Below are 13,754 nucleotides of genomic sequence, written 5' to 3' on the forward strand. Positions count from 1 at the left end.
AAGGACCGTACGACCCGAAGACCGAGTAAGGACCGTACGACCCGATGACCAAGGACGTCATAGCCCTCACCCCGCGGATGCCCGACGCCTGGAGCGTGCTCGCGGGGCTGCTCTCCGGCGGCCCGGACAAGCTGGTGGACACCACTGGCGAGGGCGCCGTCATACAGCTCTGCGACGCGCGGGGCCGGCCGCTGGTGGCCGTCGAGGCGCCGGTGCTCGTACAGGTCCCCGGCGAGGCCGCGCGGCTGTTCGGGGCCGTGGAGCCACCGGTGCCGTTCTGGTGGACCGAGGCCCGCGCCACCACCGGCGTCGCGGAGGCCGAGCGGCTGGCGGGCACCTTCGCGGCCCGGGTCGCCGCGCTGACCGGCGGTACGGCCTGGCCGCCGGAGGCCGCGCTCTCCGTGGCCGTGGTCCCGTCCGAGGGCGTGGGCGTCGCCCCCGAGCAGGCCGCCGCGCAACCCGCCGTGGACGTCCTGACCGACAAGGTCGCCGTCGTCATCATGGACCGGCCCGTGGTCGCGATGACGGCCTGGCTCTCGGACGCCTTCCGGGCCGCCGCCGCCTCGGAGCGCGGACTCCAGATCGTCAGTCAGGCCGGCAGCACCCTCACCCCGGCCGTGCGCGACGCTCTGCCCGGCTGGCCCTCGCGCTGGGTCGTGCAGGACGAACGGGACGGCTACTACGACGGCCGCACGGGCGCCGTGCTGCGCTGGCAGGAGGGCATGTTCGCGACGGTCGCGCAGCCGGACGCGACCGAGGACGATCCGCGTACCCCGGTCGCGGCCTCGTTCCGGGAGTTCGCGGACACCGGTGAACGCCAACTGGCCGTCTCCTTCCGGACGGTGCACCCCGCCGACGACCGACTGGTGCTCGGCGGCGCCCTGGAGACGGTCTGGCGAGAGCTCACCGGCGAGGCGCCGGCGGGCTGGGCGACCGCCGAACCCGCCAACCTGCCCTGGTCCCCGGCACGGTTGACCGATGTCGCCCACGCGCGGTCGCCCGAGCCGAGCTGGTTCGTGGTGGTCGGGAGCCCGGCGCGGCCGGGCGTCGCCGGCGTCCGGGTGACGCGTACGAAGGCGGGCGTGGAGGAGGACGTCACACTCGCGTTCGGCTACGGGGCCCATGAGGAAGCGCCGTTGGACGCGCTGCCGCGGCTCGCGGAGGTGCTCGCCACCCGCCACCCCCTGCGCTCCATGCTCGTACAGCTCCGCAAAGCACGGCGTGACCTGGCGGTACCGGCCCGCTTCGAGGGCCCTGGCGTGCCGGTGGCGTTTGTCCTGGGCTCCGAGGAGGTCCGGGCGATGCCGGGCGACCGCGCACGGCGCACGCCGCTGTCAGTGCGGCCGGTCACACTGGGACCGAAGGCCCGCCCGGCGCTGTACTACCCGTTCCCGGGCGATCCTTCGGACCTTTCGGGGTGGAGCGACTTCGAGCGGTTGGTGCGGCACCTGAAGGGCGAGTGACGGGCGAGTGACGGGACTGCGGATTTGTCAGGCATTTGTCACGGCTACTCGGTTGCTGGTGGCACCAGCGATGTGAGTTGATAGAGATGAACATGCTTGCGATCGTCCGAGTGTGCGGGGGAGTGGGATGAAGTTCGACATGGGGACGCAGGTTCTGACGAGCCTGATGTCGGGGTCGCGGTACTCGAGTACCGACCTGGGAACGCTGATCCAGCAGTTGATCAACGCGGCGCAGCCCTTGGAGGGCAAGTTCAACGGCCAGGGCAAGGTCGCCTTCGACTCGTTCAAGCTGCGGTCGGACGGGATCACGAAGGAGCTGAACGCCTCGCTGTCGGCCATCCTGGGCGGCCAGTCCGGCATGGAGCAGGCTTTCGGGACCGGTGACCAGGAGCACGGCGACAACGCGCGCACGCAGATGGGCGCGGGCAACTTCGACGCGGCCCGGTTCTCCGGCCGCTGATTGTTCTTCAGAACCTTTCAACCACACGGGGAGTGTGTTGCGTGATGGCCGGTGACACGGACCGTCGGTCCTACGACACGGGTGCGTCGACCGAGGCGCAAGGCAACATCCAAGCGGTCATCGGCCAGTTGGAGCAGGTGATCGCGGCGCGTGAGGCGCAGGTGCGCGCGGCGATGTCGGACTTCGCGGCGGACGGTGTGGCGGACGAGTACCACGCCAAGGAACTGCGTTGGAAGAACGCCTCGCAAGAGGTGAAGAACATCATCCAGCTGCTCAAGACGACGCTGGAGAAGAACGACGCGACGGCGCAGCAGACGCTGTCGCGGGCCAAGGCCGCGGTCGACAACATCGGCTGAGCGGATTGTCAGAGCTTCGGGGGAGCCATGACGGGGTGGGACATCAAGCCGCAGGGTGTGCAGGGCCAGCTCAAGCTCACCGGTGAGCGGGCGGGGGATCTGGAGAAGGCACTGAACAAGCTGATGTCGGACATGTCGGAGGCCGCGTACGCGGCCGGTACGGCGATTCCGGGGTCGGCGGCCCAGGTGCCCTCACCCGCCATGCAGGGGCCGGTGCCGACGGGGCAGGTGCCCTTGTCGCACCGGGGCAGCACGGGCCCGGTGGCCGCCGCGCTCAGCCAGTACCTGGAGAAGCGGCAGACGGACCTCAAGTCCATGGTGGACCGCATCCAGGCCGCGGTCCTGGGCGCGGCCAAGGCGACGAACGAGTACGTCCAGGGTGACCTGGAAGCGGCCAAGGAGGCCCAGGACGCGGCGAAGAGCGTGCGCCTGGACCTGTTGAAGGACGCCGCGGGAGGCGGCAAGTGAGCAACGCACCGGTTGATGCCGGCAATGTGCCCGTGTTCACGGGGCAGTTGTCGGTGTTGGACGAGAAGGTGAAGGCGCTGTCGGCGGATGGCGGCGCGTTGGCGAATGCCGGCTCGTCGGTCCATACGACGTTCGGCGGGATGTCGGCGTATTACCAGGCTCCCGAGGCGGAGCAGTTGTTCGCGGTGACGAAGCCGGTCGTGGACATCACGTTGTCGTTCAGCGGCGACATGTGCACCATCGCGGGGGCCTTGGGCACGTACTCCCAGGAGATCCGGCCTCTGGTGAAGCAGCTGGAGGAGCTGAAGGCGGAGGCGGCGTCGTTCCAGTCGAAGGTCTCGAACGACGAGGACTGGATCGAGGACGGGGATCTCATCGACGAGAACCTCGATCGCCGGAACAAGATCGCCGAGGTGTGGACGCAGTTCCAGGCGGCGGAGCGGCACGCGCACGACAAGATCGTGGCGTTGGTGTGCGGTGCGCCGCTGAAGGTGAACGACGGCTCCAACGGCGAGGGCATGTACGGCTACGACGCCGAGGCCCTCAAGCAGGCGAAGTCCCTGCCGTGGGGTGACGCGGTGGAGGAGTCGGTTCCGGCGTGGCAGGTGTGGGAGCACGCCTACGACTTCGGCAAGGGCGTGATCGTCGACGGCGTGTGGGGCACGCTCAAGGGTCTGGGGACGCTGGTCGGGTTCAGTGGCTGGGACGCGGCGGGGCAGGCCTGGACGGGGCTGGGGAAGCTCGCGACGGGCCTGGCGATCACCTCGACGCCGATGGCGGCCGCGTTCTGGATGGCGGACGACAAGGATCTGCCGCCGTGGATTCGTGATTCGCGGACGGCGATGAAGGAGACCGGCAAGGCGCTTCTCGCGTGGGATCAATGGGGTTCGAACCCTTCCCGCGCGGCGGGTGCGGTCACGTTCAACGTGGTGACGACGGTGTTCACCGGTGGCGCCGGTGGTGCGGCGGCGGGCGCGGGCAAGGCGGGGCTCGCGGCGAAGGCGATCTCGCTGGCGGGCAAGGCGGGTCGTGCGATCGATCCGATGACGTACGTCTTCAAGGGCGCCGGGGTCGGTGTCTCGAAGATCGGTGATGTGATGGCCGGTCTGAAGGGCTTGGGAAAGGTCGAGGTTCCCAAGATCGACGAGGGTGCGTTCAGCCTGCCCGAGGGCGCCATGGAACTGCCTGACGGAACGATTCAGCTGCCCAAGGACACCCCGATACCCGAGGGGGCCATCAAGGTCTCCGACGACACCATCAGACTCCCCGAGGGCACCACCTCCCTGCCCCCGGGCACGGTCAAGTTGCCTTTCGACGGCCCCGCGAAGTACGCCGACGAGGCGGGCAACCTCTACAAGGAGGACGGCAGCCTCTACCAGAAGGCCGACGAAGCCAGGCCGGAGCCGTCCCCGAAGCCCGACACGAACGCGAACACCCCCAGGACGGAGACCCCGGTCCGCCAGGAGGCCCCGGTCCTGGCAGGAGTCGGCGCCCGAGGCGGCGACGACGTCATCCGCGTGGGCAGCGACATCTCGGACCCGGTGCGTGTGAGCGACAGCGCTCCGGGCCGCGCGGGCGACACGGCCCCGGGCGGCCACGCCCCGGACGGCATGCCCCGCAACAGTGCGGAAAACCATATCCCGGGCGCGGGCGGCCACTCCGAGACCCCTTCGACATCGGGCCACACTGGCAGTTCCGGCGGTTCCGGCCACTTGGACGGGCCCGGCAGCGGCGGCCACGGCGATGGTCCGGGCGGCACGGGGCACGGTGACGGGCACTCCTCGGGCGCCGGCCATACGGACGGCCCGACGCTTCCGCCTCATGGTCATTCCGATTCCCCACCGTTCCCGTCCCGTGACGGATCCGAGGGCCACCCCGAGCGCGGCACCGTCTCGGAACCGGCCGACGCGATTTCCCCGGACACCCGACTTCCCGACCCGGACGGAAGGCTTCCGGCCGGGCATGGAGAGAAACTGCTGGACCTGGTCGACCTGAATCGCCCCGGTGTGACGGTAGTGGACGACGTAGTCACACACATCGACGGCAAGCCTGTCGACCAGTACCTCGACGGCCTCGCGAAGGAGAGGGCGCAGGTCTACCGGGATGCCAAGGATGCGAAGACGTTCGTCAAGGGTGATGTGGGTGCCTGCGTCGGCGCGGTAATGGACACACGGACCGGCCTCGTCATCGAAGGGATCAACGGGCGATCAAACAATGTAATTTCGCTTGAAAGGCTTCACCCCACGCTTCGTGAACTCTATGAAAAGGTAGCTCCGGGCAAGCCGCACCCGGACGAGCCACTGGGGCACGCAGAAGTGAAGGCCACGAACGAGCTGCTGTGGGCGCGTACCCGACTCGGAATACCTGCCGGGGTCGATGCGCTCAGGGAGATACATGCTGCTGTCGAGTTTCCCTTCCTGAAGAACAGGTCGACCGGCACTCCCGGACGCGATGCCCCATTCTGCGCCAACTGCTATAATATGCTGCCCGGTATGCCGACCAAGAATGGACGCTTTACCGGGTATCCGCCAAGTGACGAAAATTGGATTCCCTGATGGACCCAGTGCATCGCATCGACATCGATGATCCGGATGTTGAAATGGACATGGGGCAGCGACTGCTGTACCAGGGGGAGCTGTTTACCGGTGAAGCTGCCGAGTACATAGACGATCAGATCGTCTATCTTGACGTCTATACCGAAGGCATCCGAGACGGCCTGTCGCAGGGGTGGTACCCGGATGGTTCTCGGAAATCGCTGGGAAACGTGCGAAATGGCATGCCCCGGGGCGAGTTCAAAGAATGGCATCCCAACGGAGTTCTGAAGGCGCGGCAATTCTTTGATGATGACATCTACAGTCTGCGAGACGAGACGTTCTGGGACGAGCACGGCAATGTTACTCGTGACTGGCATCGCGAGTGACGAGCGGACAGCGTGCCGTCCTGGTGGCGGGTAATGGAATTCGATCGCGTCAAGTCGTCATCGGCGTCGGCAGCGAGATCTCCGACCCGGTGCGTGCGGTGGACAACGGGGCGCACGGCACGGAGGGTTTCGACAACAGCCCCACGGGCCGCGCGGGCGGCCACGCCCCGGACAACATGCCGCGCAACGACGTGGACAACACCCCCCCCGGGGCAACTCCCGCCGGACACCCCGTCCACAGCCGGCACCCACACGGACCGCCCCGGCTCAGGTGCCACCCACACGGACGGCCCCTCCGTAGGCGGCGGCCACCACGAGCCCCCGTCCCCGGGCAGCGCCCACCTGGAAACCTCGGGCACGGGCGGCGTTGACGACGCGACGACTCCTGGCGGTGGCGCACCCGTTCCGAACCGTGTTCCCGACCCTCCGAGTTTCATGCGGCAGGGGGACAACCCTACGGCACTCCCGGGTCGCTCAAGTTGGAGCAGATCACGGAGATCCAGGTCTACAGGGCCGGGGTACATCAAGGACTACTACGAGGAGCGCGGCTACCGCCACGACACCGACGTCCCCGACGAGAGCGGCTTCCCACCGCCGCAGCTGATCAGAGACCCCGCCGATCCGAAGATGTGGATCGCGAAAGACAATGCTCCGTCGGCCAAGTGCCACCCGGGCTGGGGCCGTCCGGGTACCGCCCAGCAGCTCACTGATCCGCAAGCCAAGTCCACCTTGGACAACGACGCTAAGACGCGGCATGAGGCGAGTCAGCCGACAACCTCCTGCACGATCCGCTTGGCAAGGCCAAGAAGGCTTGGGAAGCGAATAAAACGCCCGAGAACAAGGCGGTATACGACGCTCTCAAGGCTGAGCACGCACCGTTCCACGACACGATGACAAAGGCCACGGAGGCCTACGGTGAGTCCGTCGCCCTCCACCATGTCGTCTCGAAGTTCTACGACGGAGCGAAGTGGGAGCCGACCGCCGGACCGAAGAGCGGGAACGACCAGTTCGACCAGGTCTGGCGACGCAAGAACGACGAGGACTTCGCCGTCATCGAAGCGAAGAGTGACGTCCGTACGGGTATCAACGAGCGTACGCTGCCGACCGGATGCAAGGCAAAGCAGGGCTCGCGTGAATACTTCCTCGACGTCATGAACGAGATGTGGAAGAGAGCGGCGAACGGAGATGCCGCCGAGCTCAAGTTGTACACTGACCTCAAGAAGACGCTCATAGTGGACAAGGTCGAATACATCCTCGTCAAGAGTGTTTCCGACGGGCCGATTTGTGGGGGCTTCAAGAGTCGCTGATTCAATATCGGAACATTTAAAGAGGAAGCCTTCTTCTTCGAGGCCACTAACAGGAGCAATCCGTGACGGTGATTGTGGAGCGGCACGCCATTCCTACGGTCGAGGAGCAGGTCACCGAGCGCCTCGCCGAGGAGTTCGAGACGAGCATTCAGAATCTGGACGCCTCGCCTGCGGTCGTTGGCATGGCACTGAACGAGGCACTTCTGCGGGTGCAGGCGAACCAGGCCCTCAATCCGCGCGGTAACCGTTTCGCCACGTGGGACGCCACCGTCTCCGCCATGCAAATGGGTACGGCGGCCTTTGCCGCCGCCTCCGTCACCGAAGGTTCGATTGAGACGCGCATCGCACACGAGATACGCGCCATCAACGCCACGGGGCCCCAGTTCTACGCAAACGCCGGCAACTGGCTGACTGCGCTCTGATTCGTCATCATCTGTCGGGATCAGCCCCGTATGGGCACGATGTGCCATATTCCACTCGACCTCCTGCGGTCGTCCGGCGCGGAGGGGGACGAGTACCTCTACCACTGGGTGGACGCCCTGCAGACGTACTGGCGCGAGCAACCGGGGCTGCCGGAGAAACTGACGGCGGCCATCGAGCAGTCCCATCCGGATATCGCCACGATCATGCCGCGCGATCTGCTGCGGTGTGTGCTGTACCCGCCGATCAACCTCTTCTACCAGTTCCTGCGCAAGAACCACGACGGGTTCAACCAGGCACTCGTGGAGGCTCTGGAACTCCACAAGGCGTACTGGAGTACGCCGGAGCGTTCGGGAGACATCGCGGGGTTCCTGGCCCTCGGGCCGCTGGCCATCGCATGCCTCGCGTACGACGCAGGCTTCCCCATCGAGGTTGAGTCCGAGTACCTGCCCGTCCGCCTTCTGGACCGTTCCTGGGTGGGTGAGTTCGACACGTGATGCCACCGGCCGGGAGGGCCACGGTCGTGACCGTGTCCCGCCAGGACTATCCGAAAGACGCGATGGCGGCGGTGGTTCCCGTCATGGAGGAGTCACTGTCCGATGCGCTGGAGGAGATCGAGACCTCGCACAACTCCAGGTCGGGCGCGGTCACGAAGTCCCTGAACGTGGCCCTGGTCCGGTGTGTCGGGGATCCCGGCGCCGTGATGCTGGAGTCCTGGGAGTCCTGGCTGCTGGCCATGCAGGTGCATTCGGCTGTCTTCGCGGCCGCCGTTCCCGAAGGGGAAGCAGTCGCCTGCAAGATCCGCCAGGAGGAGCGCCACCTCGCTACCACCGGGCCGCAGACCTACCTCAACGCGAGCACCTGGCTCGACGCCTTCTACCTCGCGGTCATCTGCCGTGAAGCGGCCCGCCTCGACATGCTGGCGCGGGTCCCGGTGTCCCTGCTGCGCGACTTCGGCGGCACGCTGGACGAATACGCCTACGCCTGGGTGGAGACCCTCCAGAGCTTCTGGCTCCACCACCGTGACGATCTGCGCACTCACCTGGTGCGCGCCGTGGACCTGAGCGCTCCCGAGCAGGCCCGCGTCCTCGACGCGGAGACCATGAGCAAGCTCGGGTACCCACCGATCATGCTGCTCTACCGCTACCTGCGCAACGACGTGGCCGGCTTCAACGAGGCCCTGGCCGACGCCGTCCGCTGGCACAAGGAGTACTGGACCGCGGACGAGGACCGCACCCACAACATCCAGGGGGTCGTGGCCCTCGCTCCGCTGGCGATCGCCTGCCTGGCAAAGGCCAACGGCATCCCGGTCGAGATCGAGTCCGGCTACCTCCCCGAGGCCCTCCTCGACTTCGCCTGGCGGGGCGAGTTCGAGGCGTAACACCGCACCCCGCGTGAGGCGCACACACGACCATCGCCCTCCCACGCCACGCGTTCCGCACGGACACATGGCCGTGACCACGGCGCCGGTCGTCGCGACCGCTTAGGAAGCCGTCGAGGGGATGGAAACCTCCTCAGAATGAGGGCATTCCGACCGGTATCGAGTCCGAACGCCTGCCAGCCCCCTCCTCGCTGGCAACTGGTGCGGCGAATTCCCCACGTAGGGTCGAAGGCATCCGGGGCGGCTTGTTGCAGGGGTGGTATCCAGATGGTTCCCCGGAAGTCATTGGCGGCTAACGGAATTCGATCGAAAGTCGTGGTTGGGGAGATCGTGTCATCTGGTATCCGTAAGAACTGGAAGCCGACCGTGCTCCCGGCCGATCCGGAAGCCACGCGGCAACTGCGGGAATGGCTCGCCTCGGAGAAGTACAACCTCAATGGCATGGAGCGCGACTTCCGGGGCGCCGACCTCTCGGGCGGAGACTTCTCGAACGCATGGTTCACCGATGCGGTCCTCGTGGGCGTGCGACTTGTCGGCGCCTCCTTCTACCGGGCCGACCTTCAGTCGGCGGATCTGACCGGGGCGGATCTGACCGGAGCGGATCTTGTCAAGGCGAACCTGGACGAGGCCGTGCTCCGATCGGCGCGGCTCAACGGGACGGACATGGCCGGGGCTTCGCTGTGCGGTACCGACGCGTCGGGAGCGAGCTTCCGCGCAACGAGGTTCCTCGGTGCTTCGCTGATCGACACCGATATGAGGGGGGCGGACCTGACCGATGCCGTCCTTGATGAGAACATCTTCGAGATCAAAGGCGACGACTCTACGGTGATGCGTGGTTTGACGGGCACCGTTTTCGGGCCGGTCACCGTCTTCAGTGGCGAATCGTCCCAAGAGCTGGCCGGCACCGAACTCGAGGCATGGATCGCTGAGCGGGGTGGACAGGTGCGGGTACTTCCTCCGTACCGCACACCGCAGTAGGGCCACGCCCGGAGTTCACGGCAGGGCAATGCAGGAGATTCACAGGGTGCTTGGCACAGTCTTCCGCAATCGGCACTACACCCAGGGCAAGTTCGGTGAGCCTCATTTCGAGGGGCTCACCGGGCTGAAACAGGAAGTTCGATGGTCATGCTGATGCGCGCGCCGAGAGAGTGCGGCTCGTGGTTCTGGGACCTGGACGACGTGGTGGAGCCTGGTCTGGAGTCCGCGCTCAGCACCGCGGGGCGCATGAGTGCGGTGCTCCAGAAGCACGCTTTGCTGGAGCCGGACGCGCTTGAGTGGAACTGGTTCCAGGTCGGAAAGGGCGGCCTCGGTATCCATAGCCGCCTGGACCTCGTCAGGCGTTCGCCCGGCGATCCGGCATTGCCCGATGAACTCCGCGCCTGTCGGCCGACCGGTCATCCGCAGGCGGAGATGGGCGGAATCCTTGTGCTGGGATCCGGCGCGTGGTTCGACGCGAGCGGAACGCGCCAGAAAGAGTACCGTCTGGTCGAACTCATGGTGTCACCCGACGAGATCGGCCCTTCGGCCGAACTGTCCGTGTACCACGACGTATGGGGTCTGTGTGATTTTCAGGGCGAGCCCCACCCGGCCGTCCATGCCACTAACGCGCCACGGCTCGCGTCAGCCCTGCAGGAGCTCGTCCAAGTGCTCGGAGCCGAGGCGGAGCCCGGCGAGCCGACGTACTACGGTCGAGCGGAGGGGCACGGGCTCAAAGCTCCCGACACAATCGACGGGCGGGGACCGGACCTCACCGATGCGGTATTCGGCTAAATACCCAACACGGTCCACATTGTCCTGGGGGAGCACCGCATGACCAAGGACGTAGTCGCACTTACCGAGCGTAGCCAGACTCGCTGAGCATCCTGGCTGGTCTGCGGGGCGAGCTGTTCACGGGCGAGGTCGAGAAGCGCCTTGCCGGTCACCATGTCAGTGTCACGAGCAAGGAGAAACGCCTTGGTTTCGGTCATCCCGCGCCATCCCTTCCCCACAGAGAACGCGAAAGCAGCGCTCACCGTACTCAAGGAGAGTGCGGAGGGGTGGATCGGTGGACTGGAGGCGGAGTCGACGGGTCTGGGCGAAGCCTTGGACACCACGCTCATGGTGGCCAAGGTGCGCTGCCTGACGGATCCGCAGGGGTCGATCTTTCCGACGTGGGATGCCTGGGTGGACGCCATGCAGGTCGGTTCGGCCGTGTTCGCCGCCGCGACCACGGCCGAGGACCACGTGCAGTGCCGTATCGCGCACGAGGACCGTACGCTCCGGGCCACCGGCCCGCAGCAGTACGTTACGCCGGGTACTTGGCTGACCGCCTTCTACCTGGCCGTGGTGTGCCGGGAGCGGGACAGGATCACGGCCCTGTGCCGGGTGCCGCTGTCGCTGCTCCGGGACAACAACGCGCAATTCGACGCGTTCGAGTACGCCTGGATCGACGCGTTGCAGACCTACTGGCTCGGTGGTGACGGTTTCAGCGCGAAGCTGGTGGCCGCGATTGACGGCACGGACCCGGCAGTCGCCACTCATCCGGAAGCCGCAGGCAAGCTGATGTATCCGCCGATGGAGATGTTCCACCGCGTCGTTCGCGGGGACCACGCCGGCTTCAACCGTGCGCTCGCCGCAGCCTTGGAGTGGCACAAGGAGTACTGGACCGACGAGGGCCGGGCGGCCCGGGTCTCGGGTCTCGTCGCCCTCGCTCCGCTCGCCGTGGCCTGCTTCGCCCAGAACGAAAGCATTCCGATCGAGGTCGAGTCCGAATACCTGCCCGCCACCCTCCTCGCCGGTAACTGGTGCGGCGAATTCCCCACGTAAGGTCGAAGGCATCCGGGGCGGCTTGTCGCAGGGGTGGTATCCGGATGGTTCCCGGAAGTCATTGGCGGGCAACGGAATTCGATCGAGTCGACGTGCGTCGTATCGATGACGAGGCCCCGGACATGGACGGCGGCTAGGCCGAAGGGCCTGGCGGACACCGACCGGCCGGGGCGGCCACGGCGATGGTCCGGGCGGCGGCAGCCACCACGAGCCCCCGTCCATGGGCGGCGGCCTTGACGACACCATCCCGGGCGGCGGCCACGGGAACGGCCCAGCACGCCGGACGGAGTCATGTCGTCCCCCGGGCCGGTAAGTTCATGCCGGAGGTAGCGTCGTGATCGCTGGTACGCCAGTAGCCCGATGGACATGGGGCGACGCCATTGAGGGCGTGGACCCGCTTGTCCGGTGCCTCAAAGATCTGATGGCGGCTCGGTCCGTCCTGGCCTCGCACCGGCTTGCCATCGGCGAGCCGATGTTCCATCTCACCATCTCGGAGGCCGGCACACCGACCGGCATGTTGTTCCAGGGCGAACTCACCGTGGCCGGATCCGCTGAGGAGCTGGCAGGAACGGTCAGGTCAGCCATGCGTCCAGGGCGCATCGGATCCGTGGATGCCAGGAGCACTCTGGCCGGCTCGCTGTTCAACGGTGCGGAGGAGCTCCGGACGGAAGGCCTGCTCGACCTCAACGCATCCGTCGACGTGAACTTTGCCGCGGTTGAGCTGGTTACCTACTCCGATGCCTGGATGCCGTTCGACCTCAAGGGCCGTGCCCAGTCTGCCGTGTACGAGGCGAACGCGCCCCGTCTGGAGGCCGTGCTCCCGGAGCTCACCAACGTACTCGGATCCAGTATGGACCCTGAGGATCCCACCTACTTCGGCACGCCGACCGAGACGGGCGTCCTTCCTCATGTCGGCCAGGACGGAACCCCGTCCGACTCCTGGTCCCGGTACGAGGTGCCCCGGCGGTACGACGCCTTCACCCACGCGCCTGGCTTCGGGCACATCGGCTACCGACGTTCAGTGACCGGCGACGTCCGGTATGTGCCGGTGGCCGACGACCGCGGCGTGCTCGGATATCTCTGGGCCTCCGAGGCTGAGCCCGCGGCGAGCTTCGAGCCTCTCGACCTCGACGGCGACGAAAGGTACCGGGCTGCTCTCACGTGGCTGGACCGCCTGCGCTCCGCCTACGACCAGGGGCTGTCACCCTGTCAGGCCCTCACGGAGCTGACGGGTCGCTCGCTGCGTGGCACGGAGGGGCCCTTGGATCTGGCGGCGCTGCGTGCACACGTGGAAGAGGCATGACCGCGCCGCCTTCGCCTCTACGGTTTCCTGTCTCGCAGGCTCCACGAGTACTGAGCCCATCGACTCCTCCATGCAGCCATGTCCGCGCAGCGGTTGTCGATGCCGTACGACATCGCGCCGCCCTGGTCGCCGCAGCCTTGGAGTGGCACAAGGACTGCTGAACCGACGAGGGCCGGGCGGCCCGGGTCTCGGGTCTCGTCCCCTCGCCGTGGCCTGCTTCGCCCAGAATGAGCGCATTCCGATCGAGGTCGGGTCGGGTCGGAATGCTTGCCAGGGTCGATGCGCTCGGAGAGATACACGCTGCTGCCTCGTTTTGCGCCAACTGCTGCAATATGCTGCCCGGTATGCCGACCAGGAATGGACGCTTTACCGGGTATCCGTCAGGTGGTGAAAATTGGATTCCCTGATGGACGCAGTGCATCGCATCGACATCGATGATCCGGATGTTGAAATGGACATGGGGCAGCGACTGCTGTACCAGGGGGAGTTGTTTACCGGTGAAGCTGCCGAGTGCATAGACGATCAGATCGTCTATCTTGACGTCTATGCTGAAGGCATTCGAGACGGCTTGTCGCAGGGGTGGTACCCGGATGGTTCTCGGAAGTCGCTGGGAACCGTGCGAAATGGCATGCCCCGGGGTGAGTTCAAGGAATGGCATCCCAATGGAGTTCTGAAGGCGCGGCAATTCTTTGACGATGACATCTACAGTCTGCGAGACGAGACGTTCTGGGACGAGCACGGCAATGTTACTCGTGACTGGCATCGCGAGTAACGAGCGGACAGCGTGCCGTCCTGGTGGCGGGGGGGGGGTAATGGAATTCGATCGCGTCAAGTCGTCATCCGGAGGCTTGCACTTCTCGATGAGGAGGAG

The 13,754-nt window shown here is 66.4% G+C and carries 13 protein-coding genes and 1 pseudogene; all 14 read left to right on the top strand.

Annotated elements, in window-relative coordinates:
* Positions 1 to 44: 44 nt before the first annotated feature.
* The 14 genes and pseudogenes from ACIQD6_RS34580 to ACIQD6_RS34645 all read left to right on the top strand — a co-directional run bounded on the left by ACIQD6_RS34580 (position 45) and on the right by ACIQD6_RS34645 (position 13,655).
* A complete protein-coding gene (locus ACIQD6_RS34580; protein ID WP_401890564.1) occupies positions 45 to 1,463 on the top strand; it encodes a DUF6177 family protein in 1,419 nt (472 codons plus the stop codon).
* Positions 1,464 to 1,590: 127 nt separating this feature from the next.
* Complete coding sequence (locus ACIQD6_RS34585; RefSeq protein WP_401890566.1) at positions 1,591 to 1,923, top strand: hypothetical protein; 333 nt, start codon at positions 1,591 to 1,593, stop codon at positions 1,921 to 1,923.
* A 44-nt stretch (positions 1,924 to 1,967) separates the two neighbouring features.
* Positions 1,968 to 2,279: a pore-forming ESAT-6 family protein gene (locus ACIQD6_RS34590; protein ID WP_401890568.1), complete on the top strand. Its 312-nt coding sequence runs from the start codon at positions 1,968 to 1,970 to the stop codon at positions 2,277 to 2,279.
* Between the two features lie 27 nt (positions 2,280 to 2,306).
* Positions 2,307 to 2,747 (top strand): DUF6507 family protein, encoded by a 441-nt coding sequence (locus ACIQD6_RS34595; protein WP_401890571.1) that lies wholly within the window; start codon positions 2,307 to 2,309, stop codon positions 2,745 to 2,747.
* Positions 2,744 to 5,302, top strand: a complete 2,559-nt coding sequence (locus ACIQD6_RS34600; protein ID WP_401890573.1) for a hypothetical protein — start codon at positions 2,744 to 2,746, stop codon at positions 5,300 to 5,302. Before ACIQD6_RS34595 ends, ACIQD6_RS34600 begins: the two co-directional genes overlap by 4 nt.
* A complete protein-coding gene (locus ACIQD6_RS34605; protein WP_401890576.1) occupies positions 5,302 to 5,667 on the top strand; it encodes a toxin-antitoxin system YwqK family antitoxin in 366 nt (121 codons plus the stop codon). Before ACIQD6_RS34600 ends, ACIQD6_RS34605 begins: the two co-directional genes overlap by 1 nt.
* Positions 5,668 to 6,557: 890 nt before the next feature.
* Positions 6,558 to 6,974 carry a hypothetical protein gene (locus ACIQD6_RS34610; protein WP_401890578.1) on the top strand — a complete coding sequence of 139 codons (417 nt, stop codon included), beginning with the start codon at positions 6,558 to 6,560 and terminating at the stop codon, positions 6,972 to 6,974.
* A gap of 182 nt (positions 6,975 to 7,156) precedes the next feature.
* A pseudogene (locus ACIQD6_RS34615) lies at positions 7,157 to 7,891 on the top strand (immunity 49 family protein).
* A 26-nt stretch (positions 7,892 to 7,917) separates the two neighbouring features.
* A complete protein-coding gene (locus tag ACIQD6_RS34620; RefSeq protein WP_401890581.1) occupies positions 7,918 to 8,775 on the top strand; it encodes an immunity 49 family protein in 858 nt (285 codons plus the stop codon).
* 315 nt (positions 8,776 to 9,090) lie between these two features.
* Positions 9,091 to 9,753 carry a pentapeptide repeat-containing protein gene (locus ACIQD6_RS34625; protein WP_401890583.1) on the top strand — a complete coding sequence of 221 codons (663 nt, stop codon included), beginning with the start codon at positions 9,091 to 9,093 and terminating at the stop codon, positions 9,751 to 9,753.
* A gap of 147 nt (positions 9,754 to 9,900) precedes the next feature.
* Positions 9,901 to 10,545, top strand: a complete 645-nt coding sequence (locus ACIQD6_RS34630) for a hypothetical protein (protein WP_401890654.1) — start codon at positions 9,901 to 9,903, stop codon at positions 10,543 to 10,545.
* A gap of 183 nt (positions 10,546 to 10,728) precedes the next feature.
* The gene (locus tag ACIQD6_RS34635) at positions 10,729 to 11,580 is read left to right on the top strand and encodes an immunity 49 family protein (protein WP_401890586.1); all 852 of its coding nucleotides are present in this window, start codon (positions 10,729 to 10,731) and stop codon (positions 11,578 to 11,580) included.
* A 421-nt stretch (positions 11,581 to 12,001) separates the two neighbouring features.
* Positions 12,002 to 12,883 carry a hypothetical protein gene (locus ACIQD6_RS34640; protein ID WP_401890588.1) on the top strand — a complete coding sequence of 294 codons (882 nt, stop codon included), beginning with the start codon at positions 12,002 to 12,004 and terminating at the stop codon, positions 12,881 to 12,883.
* Between the two features lie 406 nt (positions 12,884 to 13,289).
* Positions 13,290 to 13,655: a toxin-antitoxin system YwqK family antitoxin gene (locus tag ACIQD6_RS34645; RefSeq protein WP_401890591.1), complete on the top strand. Its 366-nt coding sequence runs from the start codon at positions 13,290 to 13,292 to the stop codon at positions 13,653 to 13,655.
* Positions 13,656 to 13,754: the final 99 nt, after the last annotated feature.

Origin of the sequence: Streptomyces sp. NPDC088400 (genome assembly GCF_044753355.1) — a bacterium.
GTDB lineage: Bacteria > Actinomycetota > Actinomycetes > Streptomycetales > Streptomycetaceae > Streptomyces.